This window comes from Thermithiobacillus tepidarius DSM 3134, assembly GCF_000423825.1.
Lineage (GTDB): Bacteria > Pseudomonadota > Gammaproteobacteria > Acidithiobacillales > Thermithiobacillaceae > Thermithiobacillus > Thermithiobacillus tepidarius.
This window is the reverse complement of record NZ_AUIS01000010.1, coordinates 51,459-74,273: the sequence shown is the minus strand read 5'-3', so window position 1 is coordinate 74,273 and position 22,815 is coordinate 51,459. Positions and strand designations below refer to the sequence as shown.

General features: G+C 67.8%; 22 protein-coding genes. 11 read left to right on the top strand and 11 right to left on the bottom strand.

Going from position 1 to position 22,815, the window contains the following annotated elements:
• Nucleotides 1-205: 205 nt before the first annotated feature.
• Entirely contained in the window at nt 206-655 is a 450-nt protein-coding gene (locus G579_RS0107120) for a universal stress protein (protein WP_038018715.1), read from the bottom strand.
• A 34-nt stretch (nt 656-689) separates the two neighbouring features.
• On the bottom strand, nt 690-2,384 hold the full coding sequence (locus G579_RS0107115) for a proline--tRNA ligase (RefSeq protein WP_028989629.1): 1,695 nt from the start codon (nt 2,382-2,384) through the stop codon (nt 690-692).
• Between the two features lie 191 nt (nt 2,385-2,575).
• Between G579_RS0107115 and G579_RS0107110 the strand changes: the two genes are divergently transcribed.
• From G579_RS0107110 to G579_RS16415, 3 genes are all read left to right on the top strand, one after another.
• The gene (locus G579_RS0107110) at nt 2,576-3,178 is read left to right on the top strand and encodes a peroxiredoxin (protein ID WP_028989628.1); all 603 of its coding nucleotides are present in this window, start codon (nt 2,576-2,578) and stop codon (nt 3,176-3,178) included.
• Nucleotides 3,179-3,270: 92 nt separating this feature from the next.
• Nucleotides 3,271-3,900, top strand: coding sequence for a phospholipase D family nuclease (locus tag G579_RS0107105; RefSeq protein WP_051181075.1), 630 nt, complete (start codon nt 3,271-3,273; stop codon nt 3,898-3,900).
• A gap of 59 nt (nt 3,901-3,959) precedes the next feature.
• Complete coding sequence (locus tag G579_RS16415) at nt 3,960-5,807, top strand: GGDEF and EAL domain-containing protein (RefSeq protein WP_051181073.1); 1,848 nt, start codon at nt 3,960-3,962, stop codon at nt 5,805-5,807.
• A gap of 607 nt (nt 5,808-6,414) precedes the next feature.
• Here G579_RS16415 and G579_RS0107095 read toward each other — a convergent pair.
• The 4 genes from G579_RS0107095 to ppk1 are packed head-to-tail and all read right to left on the bottom strand — an operon-like array spanning nt 6,415 to nt 12,099.
• Entirely contained in the window at nt 6,415-7,908 is a 1,494-nt protein-coding gene (locus tag G579_RS0107095) for a CYTH and CHAD domain-containing protein (RefSeq protein WP_028989626.1), read from the bottom strand.
• A 44-nt stretch (nt 7,909-7,952) separates the two neighbouring features.
• Complete coding sequence (locus G579_RS0107090) at nt 7,953-8,603, bottom strand: ParA family protein (RefSeq protein ID WP_028989625.1); 651 nt, start codon at nt 8,601-8,603, stop codon at nt 7,953-7,955.
• A gap of 9 nt (nt 8,604-8,612) precedes the next feature.
• Nucleotides 8,613-10,007 carry an aspartate ammonia-lyase gene (locus G579_RS0107085; RefSeq protein WP_028989624.1) on the bottom strand — a complete coding sequence of 465 codons (1,395 nt, stop codon included), beginning with the start codon at nt 10,005-10,007 and terminating at the stop codon, nt 8,613-8,615.
• On the bottom strand, nt 10,000-12,099 hold the full coding sequence (gene ppk1 / locus G579_RS0107080) for a polyphosphate kinase 1 (RefSeq protein ID WP_028989623.1): 2,100 nt from the start codon (nt 12,097-12,099) through the stop codon (nt 10,000-10,002). Before ppk1 ends, G579_RS0107085 begins: the two co-directional genes overlap by 8 nt.
• Before the next feature lie 114 nt (nt 12,100-12,213).
• Here ppk1 and G579_RS16410 point away from each other — a divergent pair, with 114 nt between their 5' ends.
• The 6 genes from G579_RS16410 (at nt 12,214) to G579_RS0107050 (ending at nt 16,174) form a co-directional block, all read left to right on the top strand.
• Complete coding sequence (locus G579_RS16410) at nt 12,214-12,516, top strand: c-type cytochrome (RefSeq protein ID WP_038018712.1); 303 nt, start codon at nt 12,214-12,216, stop codon at nt 12,514-12,516.
• The gene (locus G579_RS16405) at nt 12,506-13,006 is read left to right on the top strand and encodes a TlpA family protein disulfide reductase (RefSeq protein WP_038018710.1); all 501 of its coding nucleotides are present in this window, start codon (nt 12,506-12,508) and stop codon (nt 13,004-13,006) included. The genes G579_RS16410 and G579_RS16405 overlap by 11 nt, the downstream gene beginning before the upstream one ends.
• Before the next feature lie 136 nt (nt 13,007-13,142).
• Nucleotides 13,143-13,715 (top strand): thioredoxin family protein, encoded by a 573-nt coding sequence (locus G579_RS0107065; protein ID WP_051181069.1) that lies wholly within the window; start codon nt 13,143-13,145, stop codon nt 13,713-13,715.
• Nucleotide 13,716: 1 nt separating this feature from the next.
• Complete coding sequence (locus G579_RS16400) at nt 13,717-15,105, top strand: TolC family protein (protein WP_051181068.1); 1,389 nt, start codon at nt 13,717-13,719, stop codon at nt 15,103-15,105.
• Nucleotides 15,089-15,886 carry an efflux RND transporter periplasmic adaptor subunit gene (locus G579_RS18210; protein WP_028989621.1) on the top strand — a complete coding sequence of 266 codons (798 nt, stop codon included), beginning with the start codon at nt 15,089-15,091 and terminating at the stop codon, nt 15,884-15,886. Before G579_RS16400 ends, G579_RS18210 begins: the two co-directional genes overlap by 17 nt.
• 9 nt (nt 15,887-15,895) lie before the next feature.
• The gene (locus G579_RS0107050; protein ID WP_028989620.1) at nt 15,896-16,174 is read left to right on the top strand and encodes an acylphosphatase; all 279 of its coding nucleotides are present in this window, start codon (nt 15,896-15,898) and stop codon (nt 16,172-16,174) included.
• Nucleotides 16,175-16,286: 112 nt separating this feature from the next.
• On the opposite strand, the gene G579_RS0107045 is transcribed toward G579_RS0107050, so the two are convergent.
• From G579_RS0107045 to G579_RS0107030, 4 genes are all read right to left on the bottom strand, one after another.
• Complete coding sequence (locus tag G579_RS0107045) at nt 16,287-17,069, bottom strand: UDP-2,3-diacylglucosamine diphosphatase (RefSeq protein WP_211218680.1); 783 nt, start codon at nt 17,067-17,069, stop codon at nt 16,287-16,289.
• A 36-nt stretch (nt 17,070-17,105) separates the two neighbouring features.
• Nucleotides 17,106-17,612: a peptidylprolyl isomerase gene (locus tag G579_RS0107040; protein ID WP_028989618.1), complete on the bottom strand. Its 507-nt coding sequence runs from the start codon at nt 17,610-17,612 to the stop codon at nt 17,106-17,108.
• Nucleotides 17,613-17,805: 193 nt separating this feature from the next.
• On the bottom strand, nt 17,806-19,296 hold the full coding sequence (locus G579_RS18205) for a sensor domain-containing diguanylate cyclase (RefSeq protein WP_028989617.1): 1,491 nt from the start codon (nt 19,294-19,296) through the stop codon (nt 17,806-17,808).
• 3 nt (nt 19,297-19,299) lie between these two features.
• On the bottom strand, nt 19,300-20,490 hold the full coding sequence (locus tag G579_RS0107030) for a class I SAM-dependent rRNA methyltransferase (RefSeq protein WP_028989616.1): 1,191 nt from the start codon (nt 20,488-20,490) through the stop codon (nt 19,300-19,302).
• 183 nt (nt 20,491-20,673) lie between these two features.
• Between G579_RS0107030 and G579_RS19590 the strand changes: the two genes are divergently transcribed.
• Nucleotides 20,674-21,045, top strand: a complete 372-nt coding sequence (locus G579_RS19590) for a DnaJ family domain-containing protein (RefSeq protein WP_028989615.1) — start codon at nt 20,674-20,676, stop codon at nt 21,043-21,045.
• A 320-nt stretch (nt 21,046-21,365) separates the two neighbouring features.
• Here G579_RS19590 and G579_RS0107020 read toward each other — a convergent pair whose 3' ends face one another.
• Nucleotides 21,366-21,785, bottom strand: coding sequence for a DoxX family protein (locus G579_RS0107020; protein WP_028989614.1), 420 nt, complete (start codon nt 21,783-21,785; stop codon nt 21,366-21,368).
• Nucleotides 21,786-21,911: 126 nt separating this feature from the next.
• Here G579_RS0107020 and G579_RS0107015 point away from each other — a divergent pair, with 126 nt between their 5' ends.
• Complete coding sequence (locus G579_RS0107015) at nt 21,912-22,814, top strand: LysR family transcriptional regulator (RefSeq protein ID WP_028989613.1); 903 nt, start codon at nt 21,912-21,914, stop codon at nt 22,812-22,814.
• Nucleotide 22,815: the final 1 nt, after the last annotated feature.

The following is a 22,815-nucleotide window of genomic DNA, read 5'->3' as shown; positions in this document are numbered from 1 at the left end:
CCCCGCCCGGGCCCGGCGCGGGCGACGGGAGCAGGATTGCCGTCATTCAGGCGCAAGTCTCTGCATTTGCAGAATTTATGAGATGCTGCCCTGGCCATCAAATAGTTAGATGGCCAGAACAATGGCCGGGTTTCGCCGGGACCATCCTTCTACTTAGGATGAAGGTCGGAGGCGGGCAAGGGCAGCCCGGCGCGGGCGGGGCTGCCTATTTCACCACCAGCACCGCGCAGGGCGCTTCGTGCACCACGCGGTCGGCGGTGGAGCCGAGCAGGAGACGCGAGAGGCCGGAGCGGCCGTGGCTGCCGATCACGATGAGGTCGGCGTTGATCTCCTTGGCCACGTCGGCGATGGCGCTGGCCGGACGGTCGGCGCTTTCCACCACCCGGCCTTGCAGGCGCGGATAATCGGCCCGGAGCCGATCGGTCAGCGCCTGCATCTCGCGTTCGGCGATGGCTCGGATTTCTTCCGTGGTCTCCAGCAGGGGCGGCACGGCCGTCTCGGGCAGTTCCGGGTAGATGATCTGCGGGGCGAAGACGTGCAGCAGGGTCAGCTCGGCCTGCTGCTGCGCCGCCAGTTCCGCGGCCGTGCGCGCGGCCAGCGCCGCCAGGTCCGAGTAGTCGACGGGAGCCAGAATGCGTTGAAACAGCGGTTTCATACTTGTTTCCCTCCCTGTGATGGCAACGCGGATCTCAGGCCCGCAGCCGCGCGAGCACCGCTTCCTTGTCCAGCAGCTCGGCTTCGGCCGCGGCGCGGAACTTGTACTCCAGCAGCCCGTGCTCCAGGTTCTTCTCGCTGACCACGATGCGGTGGGGCAGGCCGATCAGGTCCATGTCCGCGAACTGCACGCCCGGGCGCTCGGGCCGGTCGTCCCACAGCACTTCGAAGCCCAGAGAGCGCAGCTCGTCGTAGAGTTGCTCCGTCGCCGCGGCGACCCGTTCGGACTTGTGCATGTTGATGCCGATCAGGCCCACGTGGAAGGGCGCGATGGCTGGGGGCCAGATGATGCCACGGTCGTCGTAGTTCTGCTCCACGGCGGCGGCCACCACGCGGGAGACGCCGATGCCGTAGCAGCCCATGATCATCACCTGTTCCCGGCCCTGCTCGTCCAGGAAGGTGGCGTTCAGGGCGCGGCTGTATTTGTCGCCGAGCTGGAAGATGTGGCCCACCTCGATGCCGCGGCGGATGCCCAGGTGCCCCGCGCATTGCGGGCACTGCTCGCCGGCCTGCACGTTGCGCAGATCGGCCGTCTCCGGCAGGGGCAGGGCATCGCCCCAGTTGAGATTGATCCAATGCCAGTCCTTCTCGTTGGCGCCGCTGCTGAAGTTGCAGGCACGGGCGGCGCGGGCGTCCACCAGCACGCGCAGCTTGGCGGGCAGGCCCAGGGGGCCGATGAAGCCCACGGCTACGCCGGTCGCGGCCTCGGCCTCGTCGGCATCGGCCAGGCGCAACTGGCTGGCGCCCAGCGCCCGCGCCGCCTTGACCATGTTGAGCTCGTCGTCGCCCATGAGGAAGAGCACGGCGGGCTCGTCGTCGGCCATCACCACCACGCTCTTGACGATGCGGTCCTGGGGCAGCTTCAGCATCTCCGCTTGCTCGGCGACGGTGCGGATGCCCGGGGTCCGCACCTTCTCGGGCGCCAGCGCGCCGTCGCAGGCCGGCACGGCCGGGCGGCCCTGGGCCAGCTCCAGATTGGCGGCGTAGGCGCACTGGTGGCAATAGACGATGGCATCCTCGCCGGAGTCGGCCAGCACGTGGAATTCGTGCGAGGCCTTGCCGCCGATGGAGCCGGTGTCCGCCTCCACCGCCCGGAACTCCAGCCCCAGGCGGCTGAAGATGCGGCCGTAGGCCTCGTACATGGATTGATAGGTCAGCGCCAGGCTGTCCTGGTCGCCGTGGAAGGAATAGGCGTCCTTCATCAGGAATTCGCGCCCGCGCATGAGTCCGAAGCGGGGCCGGATCTCATCGCGGAACTTGGTTTGGATCTGATAGAAGTTGGCCGGCAGCTGCCGGTAGGAGCGGATCTCCCGGCGGATGAGGTCGGTGATCACCTCTTCGTGGGTGGGACCCAGGCAGAAATCGCGCTGGTGGCGGTCCTTGATGCGCAGCAGCTCTGGCCCGTACTGCTCCCAGCGGCCCGACTCCTCCCACAGCTCCGCCGGCTGCACCATGGGCATCAGCACCTCCTGCGCCCCGGCCCGGTCCATCTCCTCGCGCACGATCTGCTCCACCTTGCGCAGCACCCGCAGCCCCAGCGGCAGCCAGGTGTAGAGCCCCGCCGCCAGGCGCCGGATCATGCCCGCGCGCATGAGCAGCTGATGGCTGATGACCTCCGCTTCGGCGGGCGTTTCCTTGAGGGTGGGAATGAGCAGTTGAGAGCGTCGCATGTCTAATCCGATGAGCCAGTGGAAGTTACGGCCATATTAAGCAGATAAGGTCTGAAAATGAAGTCTGGAAAAACGGCGCCCGTGTGTTTAGTCTGGAACCCGGTTGGCGGCCAGCCTTGACAGCACGGAGCCAAATCCGGATATTTAGACTTTGTCTACACAGTATTCCCACCACCCTGATGGAGGTCCCCATGTCTGTACTCGTCGGTAAAACCGCCCCTGACTTTGTCGCGCCTGCTGTGATGGGTGACAACACGATCAACGAAAACTTCCGCCTGTCCGAATTCACCAAGGGCAAGTACGCCGTGGTGTTCTTCTGGCCCCTGGATTTCACCTTCGTCTGCCCCTCCGAAATCATCGCCTTCGATCACCGCTGGGAAGAGTTCCAGATGCGCAACTGCGAAGTGATCGGCGTGAGCGTGGATTCCCAGTACACCCACTTGGCCTGGAAACGGACGCCCGTGGAGCAGGGCGGCGTGGGCAACCTGCGCTTCCCCATGGTGGCCGACCTGACCCAGTCCATCGCCCGGGACTACGACGTGCTCTTCAACAACAGCGTGGCGTTGCGCGGCACCTTCCTGATCGATCGCGACTTCGTGGTGCGCCATCAGGTGATCAACGATCTGCCCCTGGGCCGCAACGTGGACGAGGCCATCCGCATGGTGGATGCCCTGCAGTTCAACGAGGAGCACGGCGAGGTCTGCCCCGCCGGCTGGCAGAAGGGCCAGGCCGGCATGAAGGCCTCTCCCGAGGGCGTGGCCGAGTACCTGTCCCAGCACGCCAAGCAGTTGTAGTTCGCGCGTTCGCCGCCGGCCGGCGCCGGCGGACTGCGGCAGCCCCCGCTTTCCCTTGAAAGCGGGGGTTGTTTCATTTAGGGTTGCTCGTTATGAAGCTGAAAAAGAACACCTGGTTTGCCTTGTTGCTGCTGATCCTCGGCGCCGCCGGCGTGGCCGAGGGGCGCTGGTTCGAGCGGGTGCGGGAGGACGTCGGCGACTGGCTGTCCCTGGCCGGCGCCCGGCCGCCCGCCTCGCCCCAGTTGCTGGTGGCGCAGGGTACCCTGGAAGTGGCCTTCTCGCCCAACGGCGGCGCCACGGAAATGATCATCCGCGCCATCAACCAGGCGCGCGAGCGCATCTGGGTGCAGGCCTACAGCTTCACCAGCGCCCCCATTGCCCGGGCGCTGGTGGAGGCGCACAAGCGTGGCGTTAAGCTCGTGGTGGTGCTGGACAAGAGTCAGCGCACCGCCAACTACTCGGAGGCGGACTACTTCGCCAACCATGCGGTGCCCACCTTCATCGATGACCAGCATGCCATCGCCCACAACAAGGTCATGATCATCGACGGCGATACCCTCATCACCGGCTCCTTCAACTTCACCAAGGCGGCCGAGAAGAGCAATGCCGAAAACGTGATGATCCTGCGGGGCAATCCCAAGCTGGCGGAAGCCTATGCCAAGAACTTCCTTTACCACCGGGCTCATTCGACCGCCTTCGCGGCGCGGCATGGGCTGGATTGACGCGCCAGTCCCGCCAGGCCCGGCCAGCCGCCTTCCGCGGGTTGCCGGGAGCGGCTATCATGCCCGACATGTCTGAAGCCGCCTTGGACCCGCTCCTGCTCGAAGACGTGCTCGCCGAACGCGCGGCGCTCGCCACGGCGCTGCTCGACGCCGCGCCCCGCTTGGCGCGCGGCCAGGAGCCGGCGGTGCTCCTGCGCATCCTGTGCGACGCGCTGACGGATGCCACGGCGCACATCCGCCTGGCCTGGATGACGGTGAGCACGGCGGATGCCCAGGTGCTGACCCCGCAGTACGCGGTCGGGCCGGCCACCGGCTATGCCCAGGCCGTGGCCCTGGACAACGGGCCGCACATGTCCCGCTGCCCGACCCGCCTGGCGTTGGCCACCGGCCAGGCCCAGCTGGCGGCGGTGCCCGACGACCGCTTCTTTTCCGCCTGGCGGGCCCTGGCCGCCAATCACGGCATCGCGGAAATCCTCAGCTTTCCCCTGGAACTCGGCAAGGATCAGCTGCGCGCGGTCATCACCCTCTACGCCGACGTGCCCGGCTACTTTCGGCGGATCGGCACGGAGATCTTCAGCGCGTTCACCCGCCTGGGCCAGGAGCTGCTGCAGCAGGCCATGCTGCGCTCCCAGCTGGAGGCGGTGGAGAGCTTCGATTCGCTCACCGGACTGTTGAGCCGGCGCGCCATCCAGGACATCGCGGAGCTGGAGCTGGCGCGCTGCCATCGTCACCGGCGGCCGCTGGCCCTGCTGCTCTTCAACCTGGACCGCTTCAAGCTCATCAACGACGGCTTCGGGCATCAGCAGGGCGATGCGGTGCTGAAGCAGGTGGCGCAGCTGGCCCGCACGGTCCTGCGCAAGGGCGACTTCGTCGGCCGCTGGAGCGGCGGGGAAATCCTCTGCCTGCTGCCCGATGCCGACGAGGCGATGGCCCTGGACATGGCCGAGCGGCTGCGCTTGGCGGTGGCCGACATGCGCGTGCGTCTGGGTGCCGACGCGGTGCAGGTCAGCATCAGCGCCGGCATCGCCGCCTATCCCGGCGATGGCGAGAGCCTGCACGCCCTGTTGGCCGCCGCCGATGCGGCCCTCTATGAGGCCAAGGCCGCCGGGCGCAACCGCGTCATGGGCGCCAACCGGCTGCCGCAGCGGCTCTTCCGCATGGGTTCGACCCTGGACACAGCCCTGCGCGACGGCCGCATCGCCGCCGCCTACCAGCCCATCGTCGAGCTCGCCAGCGGCCGGGTGGTGGCGGACGAGGCCTTGGCGCGGCTGCAGGAGCCGGAGGGCGGCGTGCTGGATGCCTGTCATTTCATGGACGCCGCTACCCGGCTGCAACTGGCCCACCGCGTCGACTACGCCGTCTTCCTGCACGCCCTGAGCCGCTGCTGGTCGCAGATGCAGGCGGGTTCCGCCCTCAAGCACTTCATCAACATCTCCGGCGACCTCATGCGCCATCCCGAGCTGGTCGAGGACATGCTGCGCCACGCCAAGAACACCTGTCCGGCCTGCGCGGACAACCCGGGGCTGGAGAAGCCCATCGTCATCGAGATCACCGAGCGGGAGCTGCTGGGCGATGCGGAACTGGCCCGGGAGCTGCTCATGCCCTTCCTGGACTTCGGCTTCCGCCTGGCCCTGGACGACTTCGGCAGCGGCTACTCCTCTTTCCAGTACCTGGCCGACCTGCCTTTCACCTACCTCAAGATCGAAGGCTCCTTGGTGCGTCGCGTGCAGGAACCGCGCGTGCGCGCCATCCTGCAAGGCATCCAGAACACCGCCAGCGACCTGGGCCTGATCACCCTGGCCGAGTTCATCGAGGACGAGGCGACGGCGGAGCAGCTGCGCCGGATTGGGGTGGATTGGGGGCAGGGGCACTATTTTGGGGGGCCGGTGTTGGAGGAGGGGAGATAGCCTGGGCTGAGCTGGATTCAGCCCAAGCGTTGGAGCGGGTTGCGCCCGCGGATGGCTGGGTGTCGGGGGGTGCCCGACAGCAACTTCCTTTACCGTTCGCTGCGCGCACGTTCGGCTGCGCCTCGCGTAAACGGGCCGCGCCCGTTACATGAGGCGCCATAGGCGCCGACAGCGCAGCGGTAAACTCCTCTTGGTCGTTTTGCCGCTTTCGCCGCGCTCGCGAAACTTCGCTGCGCTTGTTTTGCCGTTCGCTGGGGTCGTGCGCGCCAACACCGGCACGGTGCAAGCCCTCCGTCTGTCGCGTCCGAGCGTAGGAGCGAGCTTGCTCGCGATTCGATGGCGGCCGCTCCCGTCGATCGCGAGCAAGCTCGCTCCTACACGCCCTCACCGGCACCCGCTCAGCCTCAGGCGCCCATTCTCCGTTGCCGGCGCCCGCCGGGAGCGGGCAGGGTGAGGGCTCGTCGTGGCGATGTCCGGCGGCGCCAGCGGAAAACCGTGCGCCAAGGCGTGCGGAAGCGAGCTTGACACGGCGCCGCGCGCCCCCAGCCTTGTCACGAATCACGAATCACGAATCACGAATCACGAATCACGAATCACGAATCACGAATCACTCCCGCCTTATCCGCTTCCACTGCTTCAACAGCTTTCGCCGCGCTTCCAGGGCGGCGTGGTATTGCCAGCCGGCCAGCAGGCCCGCTTCGCGCTGGAGCTGGGCGGTGGCGCGGGGGGACAGGAGGGCGTCGAGCTGGGTGGGAGTGAGGGCGGCGTCATGGAGCCGGCCCAGCTGTTTTTGCAGCTTCAGCAGGCGCCGGGCGAGCCTGTCGCTGCCTGCGGGCAGGACGGGCATCAGGGCTTGCAGGGCATAGCGCAGTTTCTTGCCGCGGATGCGCAGCCGGTGGAGGGCGGTGGGATCGTGCCAGTCCGTGGTGCTGCCGGCCTTGCGCAACCCCTTGAGCCACTGGCGCAGGCGCGCTGTGCTGAACTCGGCCAGGGGCGTCTCGCCGTGCAGAGGGGTGGTCAGGAGCCAAGCCCACAGCTCCAGCAGCACGGGGGTGGACTGGCCGTGGCCAACGGCCTCCCGTACCGGTGCCAGGGCATGGCGGCGCTGCTTGCCCAGCAGTGCGCCGAGGGCGTCCTGGCCGGGGAGGGGGAAAGGGGCGTCGGCCCGCAGCGCCTGCCAGGCACCAATGAGCACGTCGATCTCCCGCATTGAAGCCAGGCTGCGGCCCCACTGGCGCAGGGCATCCTGATGCTCGTCGTAACCGCTGCCAAGCAGCGGCTTGGCAAAGGCGAGCAGGGCGCGCAGGCGGCGCAGCTGCACGCGCAGCTGGTGCAGGCTCTCGGCATCGTCGGGGACGTCCAGAAAGGCCGCTTGGCGGTCGAGCAGGCGGTGGATTTCGTGGATGAGCAAATGGCTCAGGACCGCACCGGCGGGTGCCGCGGGGTCAAGTTCGAAGTCGTCGGCAGCGAAGCGCGCCGGGCGGGCATCGAGGCCGGCGAGCAGCAGGGCGCGGTGGAACTTGCTGCGCGGTTCCGGCAGCAGGGGGAAATCGCGGGCGAGCCGGGCGCCGAGGCGCAGCAAGGCCTCCGGCTCGCCGGCCTTGAGTTCGAGCTCCAGCTCCAGGATCGCTTCGCGGGCCTCGCCGGCCAGGATCTCGCCCCGGTCGGCGGCGAACTCGATGGCATCGCCGGTGGGAGTGTGCAGATCCAGCATGGTGCGATCGAAGCGGGTGCGGAAGAGCTCTACCAGCGGCGCGTCGCCCACGGCCTCGCATAGCGCCGGGCCGATCGGGGTGGCCAGAAAGGGCGCGAGGTCGGGGGTGGGCTCCGCGACCGCCACGTTCCACTCGGGACGCTGGTGCAGGCCGCCGAAGCTGCTGCCGTCGGCCTTGACCGTGGCAACCCAGCGCGCGCCCTCGCGGCGGATGCGATAGGCGAGGCGCGCCTGGCGCAGGGCGCCGGCCGCGGTGTCGAAGTAGCGGGCTTCCAGATGCTCCTGCCGCGGCGGCTGGCCGCCGGCCAGTTCGAGGAGCGCGGGCGTCCGCAGGATGGCGTCCCAGCGGGCCGGATCGGTCAGATGCAGCTTGAGTTCCGTTTCCATGTCTCGACTCGTCTGTGGTGCCCCCGATGACGGCCGGCGGCGATTCAGCGCTCCAGCCCGCCGCGCACGAAGGTAAGGATGGCCAGCCAAGCGGGCAGCTCGGGGCGCTTTTCCGAGGCACGCAGGTCGGCAATGCCCGCGCCGAGTCCGGCCGCGCGCACATAGAGCTGACTGTCGCGCAACTGGGCCAGGGGGTGCAGCCCGAGCCGGCCGATGAAGTCCATGAGACTCCGGGTCGCGCGGCTTTGGGCGTTCACCCGGTTGGCGATGACGCCGATCGGGCGCTTGCCCTTGATCACCGGCTTTTGCTGCGCCAGCCGCTCCAGGAAGCGCGCGCTGGCGTCCATGTCGAAAGGCGAGGGCATGAGGGGGACGAGCAGGCAGTCGGCCTCGTCCACCAGCCGTTCGAGCTTTTTGGTCTTGACGCCCGGCGGGGCATCGATGACCACGTAGTCGGCCTTGGGCCAGTCGTCGGGCTCCAGCTCGCGGGCATCCACGGCGGCGATGGCGGGCAGCTGCGCCGGACGACGGCGGGCCCAGTCCAGGCTCGATTGCTGCGGGTCGAGGTCGGCCAGCACCATGCGCTCGCCGTGCAGGGCCAGGAGGCTCGCCAGGTTGGTGGCTACCGTGGTCTTGCCGCTGCCGCCCTTGCTGTTGATGACGAGCACGCGGCGGGGCGCCGGATGGCGGGCCATGGGCTTGCCTCAGGGCTGCTGCGGCAGCGCGGCGTCCAGCACCATCTTGTCGAAAGCCTCGGCGCTCATCAGGCCGTGCGCCACCACGATCTCGCGCACCGGGCGGCCGCTGTGCTGGGATTCCTTGGCGATCTCGGCGGCCTTGGCGTAGCCGATCGCGCGGTTGAGCAGGGTGGCCAGGCCGACGCTGGTGTGGGCATAGTCGCGGCAGCGCTCGCGGTCCACCGTGAGGCCGACGACGCCGCGGTTGGTGGCCGCCTGGAGGGCATTGGTGAGCCAGTCCATGCCGTCGAAGAGGGCGGAACCCAGGGCCGGCATCATGACGTTGAGCTCCAGTTGCCCGGCGGCGGCCATCTGCGCGGCGGCGTGGTCCTGGCCGAGCACCTGGTAGGCCACCTGGTTGAGCATTTCGAACATGACCGGATTGACCTTGCCGGGCATGATGCTGGAGCCGGGCTGCACGGCGGGCAGGGTGATCTCGGCCAGGCCCGTGCGCGGCCCGGAGGCCAGCAAGCGCATGTCGTTGGCGATGCGGGTGATCTCGATGGCGAGGGCGCGCAGGGCGCCCGAGAAGGCCGCGAGATCCGCCATGCTCTGCATTTGGGCGATGATGTTGCCGGCCGGCACGATGGGCTCGCCGGAAAGGCGGGCGAGTTCCTCGGCGGCGCGCTTGGCGTAGCCCGGCGCGGTGTTGAGCCCGGTGCCCACGGCCGAGCCGCCCAGGCCGATGGCGCAGAGATAGGGGCGCTGGGCCTCCAGTTGGCCGGCCACGCGGCGCAGGGTCCAGGCATAGGCGCTGAATTCGGCGCCCAGGGTGGTGGGCACGGCATCCTGCAGGTGGGTGCGCCCGCTCTTGACCGTGTCGGCCTCCTGCACCGCCAGGTCGGCGAAGGCCTGGGCCATGCCCTCCACGGCATCCAGGAGGCGCGGCAGCTTGGCCAGCACGGTCAGGCGGATGGCGGTGGGGATCAGGTCGTTGGTGCTCTGCCCCATGTTGACGTGGTCGTTGGGGTGCACCGGCTCGTAGCGGCCCTTCTCGCCGCCCAGGCCGATGTTGGCGAGGTTGGCCAGCACCTCGTTGGCGTTCATGTTGTGGCTGGTGCCGGCACCGGCCTGGAAGCGGTCCACCACGAACTGGTCCCGGTGCTTGCCTGTCAGCACCAGCTCGCAAGCCCGGCGGATGGCCTCGAAACGCTGCGCGTCCAGCCAGCCCGCCGCATGGTTGGCCACGGCGGCGGCCAGCTTGATGCGCACGGTGGCGGTGATGAAGTCGTCATCGGGCCGGCGGCCGGAGATGGGAAAGTTGTGCACGGCGCGGGCGGTCTGGATGCCGTACCAGGCGCTTGCGGGAACGGGCAGGGTGCCGAGGCTGTCGGTCTCGTGGCGAAAGGCGTCGTCATTCATACAGTGGGGTCTCGGTATATTTCGCTAGCAAAATGGCTTGGGCGGCCCGGCACGCTTCCTCGGCGCCGGGCCGGCGCTTCACGTAGCTGCCGTCGGACTGCATGTCCCAGGCGCTGCAGTTGTCCGCCAGGTAGAGCTCCAGCGTCTCGCGCATCACGCGCTTGCGCAGGTCGGACGCCTCGATGGGAAAGGCGACTTCCAGGCGGCGGAAGAAGTTGCGGCTCATCCAGTCGGCGCTGGCGGCCCAGACCTCGGGCTCGCCGCCGTTTTCGAAACAGTAGACCCGGCTGTGTTCCAGGAAGCGGTCCACCACGGACAAGACGCGGATGTTGTCGGACACGCCGGAAATGCCGGGCCGCAGGCAGCACACGCCGCGCACGATGAGATCGATGCGTACGCCGGCGCGCGAGGCCTCGTAGAGGGCGCGGATGATTTCCGGCTCCAGCAGGGAGTTCATGCGCGCAATGATGCGCCCGCCCTTGCCGGCGCGGGCCAGTTCGGTTTCGCGGCGGATGCGCGCCAGGATGCCGGCGTGCAGGCTGAAAGGCGCCTGCAGCAGCTTGCGCAGCCTGGGCGCGCGGCCCACGCCGGTCAGGTGCATGAAGAGATCGTTCATGTCCTGGGTGAGATCCGGATCGGCGGTCAGCAAACTGAGATCGGTGTACTGGCGCGCCGTGCGCGGATGGTAGTTGCCGGTGCCGAGGTGGCCGTAGAGGCGGATGCCCGTCTTTTCGCGCCGCACCACCAGCGCCATCTTGGCGTGCGTCTTGTGGCCGACGATGCCGTAGACCACCTGGGCGCCCACCGCCTCCAGCCGTTCGGCCAGGGCGATGTTGTTGGCCTCGTCGAAGCGCGCCTTCAACTCCACCACCGCCGTCACCTGCTTGCCCGCCACCGCCGCGTCGATCAGGGCGTCGACGATGGGCGAGTTGGGCGTGGTGCGGTAGAGGGTCTGCTTGATGGCCAGCACGTCGGGATCCTGCGCCGCCTGGCGGATGAACTCCACCACCGGGCTGAAGCTCTGGTAGGGGTGGTGCAGCAGCAGGGGACGGCGGCGCAGCAGGGCGAAGAGGCTGGTGTGGCCGCTGATCGCCTTGGGCTGGGCGGGCGTGAAGGGCGGAAACAGCAGGTCCGGGCGGTTGGCGAGGTCGATCACCGCCATGAGCCGCGCCAGGTTGACCGGGCCCGGCACCTGGAAGAGGTCGCTGTGCTCCAGCTTGAAATGCTTGAGCAGGAATTCGACCACTTCGGGTGGGCAGGTGTCGGCCACCTCCAGGCGCACCTCCTCGCCGAAGTGACGGCGCGGCAGCTCGCCGGCCAGGGCCGAGAGCAGGTTGTCCACCTCCTCCTCGTCCACGAAGAGCTCGCTGTTGCGCGTCACCCGGAACTGGTGAAAGCCGGTGACCTTGAGCCCGTGGAAGAGCCGGTCCACGTTGTCATGGATGATGGAGGACAGGAAGATGAAATCGTTGGGGCCGGCGATGTGGGTGGGCAGCTTGACGATGCGCGGCAGCACCCGCGGCGCCTGCACGATGGCGATGGGACTGCTGCGGCCGTAGGCGTCGCGGCCTTCCAGGGTGACGGCGAAGTTGAGGCCCTTGTTCTGCACCTTGGGGAAGGGGTGAGCGGGATCCAGGCTCATGGGCGTGAGCACCGGCAGCACCTCGCGCTCGAAGTAGAGCCGCACCCACTCGCGCTGCGCCGCGGTCCAGTCGGCGCGGCGCAGGAAGCAGATGCTTTCCCGGGCCAGTTCCGGCAGCAGGCACTCGTTCAGGCAGCGGTACTGCTCGCCGATCAGCCGGTGCGTTTCCGCCGACACCGTTTCCAGCACGGCCTCGGGCAATGCACCGTCGGGACCGGTCTGCGTGGAACCAAATGCGATTTGCTGGATCAGACCCGCTACCCGCACTTCGAAAAACTCGTCCAGGTTGTTGGAAACGATGCACAGGAACTTGAGGCGTTCCAGCAGGGGCACCTTCGGATCCTGCGCCAGGGCCAACACGCGCCGGTTGAACTGCAACAGGCTCAGCTCCCGGTTGAAGTACAGGCTGGGATGGTCGAGGGCGAGTTCGGTAGTGTCGGTCAGGTCCATCGATTAAACTGTTTGCCTTCTGCAGCGTTTATAGATGTGGCCGGACAGCAAGGGCTGACTTTGCTTAACAATAACACAGTGTTTCGGACGTTTGTACGAACAGGAGAGTGATGAATGCGTAAATCCTTTGTCTTGAGCGCGCTTGCGGGCGCGGTGCTGCTCGGCGCGGGCGGCCTGGCGCAAGCCAAGCTGGCCGGCGACCCGGTGGCCGGCGAGAAGATCTACAACCAGCAATGCGTCAGCTGCCACGGCGCCGAGGTCTTCACCCGGCCCGACCGGCGCGCCAAGAGCCAGCAGGACATCCTGATCTTCGCCCAGCAGAACTGCAACCGGGCGCTCAAGCAGCCCCTGAGCATGAAGGATCTGGAAAACGTGGCCACCTACATCAACAACAGGTACTACAAGTATGCGAAATAAGCCTATTTTTGAACGCGGCCTCTGGCTCGTCCTGCTGCTGTCTTTCTTCACCGTCCTGAGCACCCCGGCCCAGGCGGCGCAACCCGCCCCGGACTTCAAGCTGCCCGGGGTCGACGGCAAGCCCATCGAACTCAAGCAGTACCGGGGCAAGCTGGTGGTGCTCAACTTCTGGGCCACCTGGTGCCCGCCCTGCCGCAAGGAGATCCCCGATCTGGCCGATTTCTACACCCGCTACGGCGACAAGGCGGTGGTGCTCGGCGTGGCCATGGACGATCCGGACGAGGTCAAGGAGTTCGTGCGCATGTTCGACGTGAACTATCCGGTGGTCATCGGCGACAACAACGTGGCGAATCAGTATGGCCGCGTGCGCGTGCTGCCCACCACCTTCTTCATCGACCGCAAGGGCCAGATCGTCGGCCAGCAGGCCGGCATCGTGACGCCCGCGCAGCTCGAGCAGTTTGTGCGCAAAGGGACAGTCGCGACGCGCTGAGCTGTGCTAAGCGGTACAGTCCTTCGGCCCGGAGCAAGGCCCGCTGCCCCGGCAGCGGGCCTTTTGTTTGGGCCGCCGCTGGCATGCATTCTGCATTTGCTTGGGCAGAACAACAGATACACCCAAGGAGAGTGCTATGCGTGCCAGTCTGCGAGAGATCAAACCCACATCAGCCTACCGGCTTGCCTTTCTGCTCCTGCTCATCGTCTTTATGGCACTCGCCAGCCTGTCCGTCAAAGCCGCGGAGCAGCCGCGCAACCCCTCGGCCCACTTTTTCGAGCAAAGCTTCGGCGATTACCAGGACGAGCTCCAGAGCGCCGCCAAGTCCGGCAAGAAGGGCGTGCTGATCATGTTCGTGCAGGACGAGTGTCCCTTCTGCGAAAAAATGAAGGCCACCGTGCTGAACCAGCCGACGGTGCAAGACTTCTACCGCAAGAACTTCAAGATCTTCGAGGTGGACATCTACGCCAGCCAGGCGGTGAAGGACTTCGCGGGCCGCGAGATGCCCCAGCGTCAGTTCGCCCTGGCCCACCGGGCGCGCCTGACCCCCACTTTCGTCTTCGTCGGGCCGGACGGCAAGGAAATGGCCCGCTTCACCGGCTTCGCCGATCAGCAGACTTTCATGCTGCTGGGCCAGTTCGTGGCCAGCGGCGCCTACAAGACCGACAACTTCATCAACTACAAACGCAATCGCGCGCAGTCTTCCTGAGATGCGCGGCCTTTCGAGCATGGCGCGCCGGCGGGCACGCCGGCTGTCCTTGTGCGGGGTGCTGGCCTTGCTCCTGTCGGCACCCGGGGCGCAGGCTGCCCGGTTGCCGGAGCCGCTGACGCTGGAGGAATGCCTGCGCCTGGCCGACCAGGGCAATCCCTACATCGCGGCGGCCGAAGCGCGCTTGGCGGAAAGCGAGGCCGACCGGCGCATCGCCCGCAGTCCCCTGTTGCCGGACCTGCGCGCGGAAGGGCGGCTCGCCTGGGTGGAGCCCATCACCACCGCCGCCCAGTCGAGCCTGGTGGTCAACGGCGACGAATCCGGCTGGGTGGACGATCACCGCGCCAGCCTGCTCCTGCGCCAGCGCCTCTATGATTTCGGCCGCAGCAGCGAGGGGTTGGACGCTGCCAAGGCGCGCCTGACGGCGCGGCAGGTCGAACTGACGGATGTGCGCAACCAGCGCCGCATCGAGGTGATGGCGCGCTTCTTCGACGTGCTGCTGGCGGACCGCCGCCACGACGTGGCCAACGAGGCCATGGCGGTGGCCTTCGTGCGTTTCCGCGACGGCCGCGACCGCAAGGAAGTGGGACAGATCTCCGAGCTGGAGCTGGCGCGCCTGGAAGACACCTTCCGCACCCTGCGCAGCCGTTTCATCGAAACCCAGCATCAGCAGCGCCAAGCCCGCCTGCGCTTGGCCACCGCCCTCGGCGTGGAGGGGGAAATCCCCTCGCAACTGCTGCCGCCCAAGACCTTGCCGGGGCCGCGCGAGCTGGGCGAGTTCGAGGAGATTTATCAGGCGGCGCTGGCCAAGAACCCGGCCCTGCGCGCGGCGCAGGCGGAACTGGCCGCCGCCGAGGCGGACTACAGGGGGGCGCGGGCCAATTATCTGCCGACCCTCGACGCCGAGGCGCGGGCCAACTACTACACCCGCAAGTTCGTCACCCGCGACCGCTGGTATCTGGGGCTGGCCCTCGACTGGCCCTTGTACCAGGGCGGCGCCCAGGGCGGGCTGCGGAGCAAGGCCCTGGCGCGGCTGCAGCAGAGCAAGGCGTTGCTCGGCGAGCGCCGTCTGCGCCTGCGCGAGGTGCTGATGGACACGGTCGCGGAGATCCAGACCTTGACCGAACGCCTGCGCGAGGCGGAGACGCGCCTGCGCTACCGCAGCAAATCCCTGGACCTGGGCCGCTCGCTCTACGAGCTGGAGCTGCAGTCGGATCTGGGCAACTCGATGGTAGATTACACCGACGCCGAGCTGTTCAACGCCCAGGTGCAGTACCAGCTCACCCTGAGCCTGGCCCGTCTCGACGCCCTGCTGGGACAGCCGGTGCGCCTGGACGCGCCGGCCGTCCCCGCTTCCCCGAAGGAATCCGCCGATGCACAAGAGAAATAGCCATCCGACTCCGGGCCGTCTGCTGGCCCTCCTGCTTCTGACCAGCGCGGGCGCGGCATCGGCCGCGGACTACAGCGGCAGCCTGCGCGGCAATGCCCAGACCCTGCTGTCCGCCCAGGTTTCGGGCGAAGTGGTTGCGGTGCAGGCGCGTGCCGGCGAGCGGGTGCAGGCCGGCAAGGTGCTGGCGCGCCTGGATGCGCGCACGGCCCAGGCCCGCGTGCGCGATGCCGCTGCCCGCGCCGAGGATGCCAAGCGACAGCTGGAGCGCATGCGCATTCTCTACGAGCGCGGCGTCATTGCCGATCGCGATCTGGAAGTGGCGCAGCGCGACTACGATCAGAGCCAGGCCCAGTGGCAGGCGGCGCAGGTGGACTTGGCCCTGACGGAGATCCGTGCGCCCTTTTCGGGCCGGGTGCAGCGCAGCTACGTCAGCACCGGCCAGACCGTGGTGGCGCGCCTCAACGCGCCCCGGCTGTTCCTGCTGGCCCCGGACGGGCGCAGCCTGCGCTTGAGCGTGGAAGTGCCCGCCGGGCCGGCGCTGCGCGTCGGCGACAAGCTGCCGGTGCGCGCGGGCGGGCGCCGCTTTGATGCCGTGCTCATCCAGGTCCAGCCGGTCGCCTCCCGGCCCGACCGCCAGTTCCTGGTGCTGCAGGTGCTCCATGATGGGCGCAGTCTGCGCCCGGGCATGCAGGCCACGGTGATCCTGCCCGATGCCGCGGATCAGGCGGACGGCAAAAAGGTCGAAGGAAAGACGGAGGACGCGGCGGCAGAGCAACCCTAGGAGGCGGCCATGGCGCAGGCGTGCTCGGTGATCGTGGCGGGACGGGTGCAGGGCGTGGCCTTCCGCGCCCATGCCCGGCGGCGGGCGGCGGAACTGGGGCTGGCCGGCTGGGTGCGCAACCGGCGCGACGGCACGGTGGAAGTCTGGGCCGAGGGCGACGGGGCGGCCTTGCAGGCGCTTCTGGACTGGCTGCGCCGGGGGCCGCCGCTGGCGGAGGTGCGGGAGTGCCGGGTACGGTGGGAGTCGCCGCGGGGGATGGCGGGATTCGAGGTGCAAGAAACGGTGTAGCAGGTGGGGTGGAACTGGCCCAGCTCAAGCCTGGCAGGCAAGGAGCGGCTTGCGCCCGCTGTCCCTCACCTGTTCCCTCCACTCCCTGAAGATCTCGGCTGCTGACCAGCCGTTACGCCACCCCGAAGCGTTCCAATCGGCACTCGCCGCCCTCACAGCACAGCACGCTGCCGGTCTCGTACCAGTCGCCCAGCACGATGCGCCGGCAGGCATGGCCGTCGATGGTGTAGTGGTGCACGGCGGGGCGGTGGGTGTGGCCGTGGATGAGGAGGGGATAGGGCTGGCCGTGCGGGGCCGAGGGGTAAGGGGGATCGCCCCGGCAGGCGGCGAGCACGGCATCCGGGTTGACGTCCATGATGACCGGCGCCTTGTGCTGCATGGCATTGTGGCTGGCGTTGCGCAGATTGCCGGCCAGGCGGGTGCGCCAGGCATAGGGCAGCCGGCCCAGGGTGGCGCGGGTGAGGGGATGCTGGATGACGCGGCGGAAGCGCTGGTAGGCGACGTCATCGGTGCACAGGCGGTCGCCGTGGGTCAGCAGCGCCGGCTGGCCGTCCAGGATGATCACGCTCGGGTCGGGCAGGATGCGGGCGCCGCTGCGGCGGGCGAAATCGGCGCCCAGCATGAAGTCGCGGTTGCCGCCCATGATCCACACCGGTACGCCGCGCCCGGTGAGGGCGCGCAAGACATCGATGATCTCCCCGTGGGCCGGCTCCTGTTCGGCACCCCGGCCCACCCAGTATTCGAAGAAATCCCCCAGGATGTACAGGGCCGCCGCCTGGGCCGCCCGTTCCTCCAGAAAGCGGAGAAAGAGCTGGACCATCTGCGGTCGGGTGGCGCTGAGATGGAGGTCGGAGATGAAGAGAATGGGGCCGGTGACGGTCATCTTGGCTGGCATCGGGGGCGGCGTTGGCCGCCCCTCGCTGCGATCCTGCTATTTGATTTCCTCGGCGCTCTCGATGATCACCGGTTCGGTGGGCACGTTCTGGTGGAAACCTTGGTTGCCGGTGCGCACGTCCTTGATCTTGTCCACCACATCCATGCCCTGGACCACCTTGCCGAAGACGGCATAGCCCCAGCCCTGCGGGTTCTTGCCGCTGTGGTTCAGGAAATCGTTGTCGGCCACGTTGATGAAGAACTGGGCGGTGGCCGAGTGGGGGTCGTTGGTGCGGGCCATGGCGATGGTGCCGCGGGCGTTCTTGAGGCCGTTGTCGGCTTCGTTTTCGATGGGGGCGCCGGTGGACTTCTGCTGCATGTCCGCGTCGAAGCCGCCGCCCTGGATCATGAAGCCGTCGATGACCCGGTGGAAGATGGTCCCGTTGTAATGGCCGTTGCGCACGTATTCGAGAAAATTGGCGACGGTCTTGGGCGCCTTGTCCGCGTCGAGTTCCAGCACGATCTTGCCGTAATTGGTGTGCAGTGCCACTTGGGGATGGGCCATGGATTGCTCCTTGTCGTGAGAAGAAGGGGTGGGCGCCGGCGAGGAGCACGCCGCGATCCGGGCCAAGGCCAGCGGGCCCAGCACGAAAAAAGCCGCAAGCATCAACCGCCGGCGCATGGAAATTCTCCGGATGCATGGCCTATCCGTCCGCGGCTGCGGAGGCGGGCCGATGAACAGGGGCGATTATCTTACACTAATTGCCGAGGACAACTCTATTGCGTCCCTGGGTCTTGGCGGCGTAGAGGGCCGCGTCGGCGCGGCGCAGGCAGTCGGCCGGGATCTGATCGCGCATGGGATCGATGGAGATCACCCCGGCGCTCATGCTCAGGCCGTAACCGCGCAAGGCGGTGTGGGTCTGCAGGCGGGCATGGAAATCCGTGGCAAAGCGGCTGAATGCTTCCTGCTGCTGCGCCTCGGGCAGACTGATGCAGAGCACGGCGAATTCGTCGCCGCCGAGACGGGCGCAGAAATCGGAGGAGCGGGTGTGCTGGCGCAGGGTATCGGCGAAGAGCCGCAGGGCCGCGTCGCCGGCCAAGTGGCCGGCATTGTCGTTGACGGTCTTGAAGTGATCCAGGTCGATGAGCGCCAGGGTGACATGGATGCCGCGCTTGGCCAGGGACAGGGTGCGCTCCAGTTCCATCTCGAAGTGCCGGCGGTTGGCCAGGCCGGTCAGGGAGTCGCTCAAGCTGAGCTGCTCAAGCTGCTTCTGCTGCTGGTGGATGTCCTGGGCCAGTTCGCCGATGTCTTCCCAGAGGTTGGCGGTGTCAGCCAGACCGGGCTGGAGGTCCGGCAGCGTGGTCTGCCCCTGGTGAATGGCCGCCAGGGTTTCGTGCAACTGGCCCAGCTCCGCCTGCACCACCCGCTGCAGGCGCCGCTGGATCAGGGCGAAGGCCAGGATGACCAGGGCGGCGACGGCGAGATTCACCGCCGCCAGCACCAGCATGATCTTGCCGAACTCATAGCCCCGGGCATCCGTCTGCAATGCCCAGGGCGTGTGCGGGATCTGGATCCAGTCGCTTTGGAGCCAAGTGCCCCCCGGCGGCTGCGGGGTGCTGATGTAAATGATCTGCCCCCGACGGTCGCGGATGCGAAAATGCATGTCCGGCGAGGAGAAGTTCTCGAAGCCCTCGCGCAGGGAGCTGAAGCGGAAGCTGATGAAGACGTAGCCGATGATCTGGTCGCCGTCGGGGGCGCGTACCGGCGTCAGAGTGCCCACCTGCCCGCGCGTGGGGTCGGCCGGATCGTTGACCGGCAGGTCGGGCGCGCGATTGAGATTGGCGATCAGATAATGCAGCCGCTGCCGGCAGATGGGGCCCAGGGGGAAATCGCGCGATTCGTAGATTCTGCCGCCGGTGTCCACCAGCGCCAGGCTCAGGGTGCGCGGCATGTGCTGACGGCGGGTATCCAGCACCTCCTTGATGCGGTATTCCTCCTTGCGCAGCAGGAGGTCCTGGATTTCCGGATCCCGGGCCAGTGCCCGGCTGACCATGGAGAAGGAGTCCACGGTGGCGGCGATGCCCTGCGCCAGCTGTACCGCCTGGCTCTGGAGGATGCGCGACTCTTCCTGCTCGTAGCTCCTCAGCAGAAAGAAGCCGTTGATCGCCAAGGCCAGGATGCCTGCCAGCAGCACGATGGCGATCTGGGAGCGGGTGAGGTCGCGCAGGGAAAGGGGAGGCCGGGCCACGAACTACTCTTGGGTGCGGTGCAGGAAAAGGGCCTTGATGTAGGCGCTTTCGGGGATGCCCGGGTGAATGGGGTGATCCAGATCCTGATGCCCTTCGGCCAGCAGCTGCAGCGGCGCGCGCTGCTGGGCCGCGGCGCGCGCCACCTGCTCCAGCAGCAGGTCCCGGGACAGGTGGTGGGAGCAGGAAGCGCTCACCAGCATGCCGTCGGCGGCCAACACCTTGAGAGCCAGCTGGTTGACGCGCCGGTAGGCCTGCACGCCTTCGGCCATGTCCTTGCGCGATTTGATGAAGGCCGGCGGGTCCAGGATCACCACGTCGAAAGGCGGCGCCTCCGCCAGTTCCTTCAGGACCGCGAAGACGTCGCCGGCGTGGGTGTGCACGCGCGCCTCCACCTGGTTCAGGCGCGCGTTCTCGTGGACCAGCGCCAGGGCGGGCGCGGAGCTGTCCACGCACAGCACCTCGCGCGCGCCGAAGGCGGCCGCCTGCACGCCCCAGCCGCCCACGTAGCTGAAGAGATCCAGCACCCGGCGCCCAGCCACCCAGTCGCGCAGGCGCGCGCGATTGGCGCGGTGGTCGTAGAACCAGCCCGTCTTCTGCCCGCCCAGCACGTCGACCTGAAAACGGCAGCCGTTCTCCTCCACCGCCAGGCGCTCGGGGATGCTGTCGCGCGCTGTCTCCAGCACGGCGGGCAGGCCCTCCAGCTTGCGCGCGCTGCCGTTGTTCTTGAGCAGGATGCCGCGCGGCTGAACCAGGGCGCTCAGGGCGTCGAGGATGAGGGGCAGGGCGTTTTCCATGCCCCAGGTGGCGGTCTGCACCACCAGGTAATCACCGTAGCGATCCACCACCAGCCCCGGCAGCAAGTCGCCCTCGCCGTAGACCCAGCGGTAGAAGGGCACCGGGAAGTGCCGCTCGCGCAGGGCCAGGGCGCGCGCCAGGCGGGCCTGGAAGAAGTCGCGGTCGATGGGGGCGTGCGCGTCGCGGCTGACGAGCCGCGCGCAGATCAGCGACTGCGGGCTGACGAAGGCCAGGCCGACGTCCTTGCCCGCCGCGTCCTGCACCCGCGCCAGCGTGCCCGGCGGCAGGCCCTTGAGCGGGGTCAGGCGGGTATCCACTTCGTTGCTGAAGACCCACAGGTGGCCGTTGCGCAGGCGCTTGTCTTCGTTGCGCTTGAGTCGGAGGGCGGGGAGGGACATCCAGGATTCTCGTCTTAGCGGTGCGGGGCAGCGACTTTTCAGGATTTAACTTTTATAGAGTAGAAACTTTCCGGCCATTTGCAAGTCAAGCCGGGAAAGAGGGCGATTTTTCCGCCCATGGACGTGCCGCGCCGCACGTCGCCACCGCCAGCGGCCGTCCCGCGTGGATGGCAAGGATTTGCAATGGGAATCATCGAGAAACTGGCCGAAGAGCGCATCCTCGAGGCGATGCAGCGGGGCGAGTTCGACAACCTGCCCGGAGCCGGCAAGCCGCTGCAGCTCGAGGACCTGTCCATGGTGCCCGCGGAGCTGCGCATGGCCTACAAGGTGCTCAAGAATGCCGGCTGCCTGCCGCCGGAGCTGGAACTGCAGAGGGAGATCCGGCAGCTTTCGGATCTGCTGGGCGCCGTGGAGGACGCCGGCGAGCGCCAGCGGGCCATCAAGCGCCTGGATTATCTGATGGGCAAGTTGAGCCTCATGCGCGGCCGGGAGGTCAATGTCCAGATCGAGGCGGGTTACTACGAGAAGCTGCTGCGCAAGTTGGAGAAGGATTGAGTGCTGATGCTTGGGGGCGGGCTGCCAGCGCGGGCTGGCTTGCTCCCGGTTGCGCTTTGCGAAAACGGGCAGCGCCGGCTGCCTGAGGCGTCGCAGGGGCCGACAGCGCAGCGGCAAACTCCCGTTGGCCGCTGTCTCTGGCTTGCCCAGGAACCAAGAAACCAAAATCCTGAACCCCGCTGCCGCCGCCGGCCGTAGGAGCGGGCTGGCCCGCGATCCGCCGTGTCGACAGGCAAACAATCGTGGGCCAGCCCGATCCCGCATCCTTGCCGGCGTCCGTCGGGCACCAGGCCGGCGAGGTCTGTGGAGCCGGAGCGGCGTCAGAAGCGCAGGTCGTTGGGGTTGTTCTTGTCGATGCTGTAGGGCCCCGAGCCGTAGGCCGTGACGTAGAGCAGCCCGCCCATGATGGCGAGATTCTTCATGAAGTGGTTCATCTGGTTCTGCATCTGCGCAGGGTCCACGGCCCAGAAGTTATGGAAGATGAAGGTGACCGGAATCATCCACAGGAAGAGGGCCAGCGCGCCCCAGCGGGCGCGCCAGCCGAGCAGGATCATCAGGGCGCCGCCCAGCTCGACGAGGATGGACAGCACCAGCAGGACTTCGATCATGGGCAGGCTCTTGCTGGCCATGTAGCCGGCGGTTTGGGAAAATCCCGCCACCTTGTTGTAGCCGGACAGCAGGAACAGGAGCACCAGCAGAATGCGCCCGAGCAGCGGACCGTATTGCTTCATCGCGTTCATGATTCCTCCTTGGCGCTTTTGCCGGTATTTTTGCTCCTTACAGTGTAGCCGAAGTTTGCAACTCCCTTTGGCCTCAACCATTTGCCAATCCGCCGGCACCGGCGAACAATCTGCGCAGGAGGGGACATGCGACTGACACTGGATGCGCTGCAGGTGCTCGACGCCATCGACCGCAGGGGCAGCTTCGCGGCCGCGGCCGAGGAACTGCACCGCGTGCCGTCGGCGGTCACCTACACGGTCCAGAAGCTGGAGCAGGATCTCGACGTGCGGCTCTTCGATCGCAGCGGCCACCGGGCGGTGCTGACGCCGGCAGGCCGGGAGCTGTTGCGCGAGGGCCGCCATCTGCTGCGCGCCGCCGTGGAGATCGAATCCCGGGTCAAGCGCGTGGCCACCGGCTGGGAGGCGGAGCTGCGCATTGCCGTCAACGACCTCATTCCCCTGGGCCGCGTTTTCCCTCTGATCGCCGATTTCTATCGGGAAGAGTGCGGCACGCGCCTGCGCTTGCTGACGGAAGTCTACGGCGGCGGCTGGGACGCGCTGCTGTCGGAGCGGGCCGACCTGGTGATCGGTGCGCCGGGGGAGGGGCCGCCCGGCGGCGGCTATGCCACCCGCGTGATCGGCAATGTGGACTTCGTCTTCGTGGTTGCGCCCGACCATCCGCTGGCGCGCATGCCGGAGCCCCTGCCAAGCGAGGCGATCCTGCGCTACCGCGCCGTGTCCGCGGCCGACAGCTCGCGCAACCTGCCGCCGCGCACCTCCGGCCTGCTCTCGGGCCAGGACGTGCTCACCGTGCCCGATCTGCAGGCCAAGCGAGAGGCCCATTGCCTGGGCCTGGGCGTCGGCTTCCTGCCCGCAGTCATGGCGGCCGCCGACATGGCGGCGGGCCGGCTGCTGGTCAAGGCGGTGGCGGAGCCCAAGCCGGCGGCGCAGGTCTGCATCGCCTGGCGCAGCGGGCCGGCCGGCAAGGCCCTGCGCTGGTTTCTCAAGCGCCTGGAAGATCCCGCGCTGCTGGCCGGCCTGCTGCGCTAGC

Excerpts from the sequence above, each read along its gene's own strand:
- G579_RS0107090 (WP_028989625.1), bottom strand. The coding sequence starts at position 8,603 with ATGGCCCGCCATCCGGCGCCCCGCCGCGTGCTCGTCATCAACAGCAAG.
- G579_RS0107015 (WP_028989613.1), top strand. The coding sequence starts at position 21,912 with ATGCGACTGACACTGGATGCGCTGCAGGTGCTCGACGCCATCGACCGC.
- G579_RS0107030 (WP_028989616.1), bottom strand. The coding sequence starts at position 20,490 with ATGTCCCTCCCCGCCCTCCGACTCAAGCGCAACGAAGACAAGCGCCTG.
- G579_RS0107050 (WP_028989620.1), top strand. The coding sequence starts at position 15,896 with ATGGCGCAGGCGTGCTCGGTGATCGTGGCGGGACGGGTGCAGGGCGTG.
- G579_RS0107040 (WP_028989618.1), bottom strand. The coding sequence starts at position 17,612 with ATGGCCCATCCCCAAGTGGCACTGCACACCAATTACGGCAAGATCGTG.
- G579_RS0107020 (WP_028989614.1), bottom strand. The coding sequence starts at position 21,785 with ATGAACGCGATGAAGCAATACGGTCCGCTGCTCGGGCGCATTCTGCTG.
- G579_RS0107120 (WP_038018715.1), bottom strand. The coding sequence starts at position 655 with ATGAAACCGCTGTTTCAACGCATTCTGGCTCCCGTCGACTACTCGGAC.
- G579_RS16415 (WP_051181073.1), top strand. The coding sequence starts at position 3,960 with ATGCCCGACATGTCTGAAGCCGCCTTGGACCCGCTCCTGCTCGAAGAC.
- G579_RS0107115 (WP_028989629.1), bottom strand. The coding sequence starts at position 2,384 with ATGCGACGCTCTCAACTGCTCATTCCCACCCTCAAGGAAACGCCCGCC.
- G579_RS0107095 (WP_028989626.1), bottom strand. The coding sequence starts at position 7,908 with ATGGAAACGGAACTCAAGCTGCATCTGACCGATCCGGCCCGCTGGGAC.
- G579_RS0107110 (WP_028989628.1), top strand. The coding sequence starts at position 2,576 with ATGTCTGTACTCGTCGGTAAAACCGCCCCTGACTTTGTCGCGCCTGCT.
- G579_RS16405 (WP_038018710.1), top strand. The coding sequence starts at position 12,506 with ATGCGAAATAAGCCTATTTTTGAACGCGGCCTCTGGCTCGTCCTGCTG.
- G579_RS18210 (WP_028989621.1), top strand. The coding sequence starts at position 15,089 with ATGCACAAGAGAAATAGCCATCCGACTCCGGGCCGTCTGCTGGCCCTC.
- G579_RS0107105 (WP_051181075.1), top strand. The coding sequence starts at position 3,271 with ATGAAGCTGAAAAAGAACACCTGGTTTGCCTTGTTGCTGCTGATCCTC.
- G579_RS0107045 (WP_211218680.1), bottom strand. The coding sequence starts at position 17,069 with ATGCCAGCCAAGATGACCGTCACCGGCCCCATTCTCTTCATCTCCGAC.
- G579_RS0107085 (WP_028989624.1), bottom strand. The coding sequence starts at position 10,007 with ATGAATGACGACGCCTTTCGCCACGAGACCGACAGCCTCGGCACCCTG.
- G579_RS16410 (WP_038018712.1), top strand. The coding sequence starts at position 12,214 with ATGCGTAAATCCTTTGTCTTGAGCGCGCTTGCGGGCGCGGTGCTGCTC.
- G579_RS0107065 (WP_051181069.1), top strand. The coding sequence starts at position 13,143 with ATGCGTGCCAGTCTGCGAGAGATCAAACCCACATCAGCCTACCGGCTT.
- ppk1 (WP_028989623.1), bottom strand. The coding sequence starts at position 12,099 with ATGGACCTGACCGACACTACCGAACTCGCCCTCGACCATCCCAGCCTG.
- G579_RS19590 (WP_028989615.1), top strand. The coding sequence starts at position 20,674 with ATGGGAATCATCGAGAAACTGGCCGAAGAGCGCATCCTCGAGGCGATG.
- G579_RS16400 (WP_051181068.1), top strand. The coding sequence starts at position 13,717 with ATGCGCGGCCTTTCGAGCATGGCGCGCCGGCGGGCACGCCGGCTGTCC.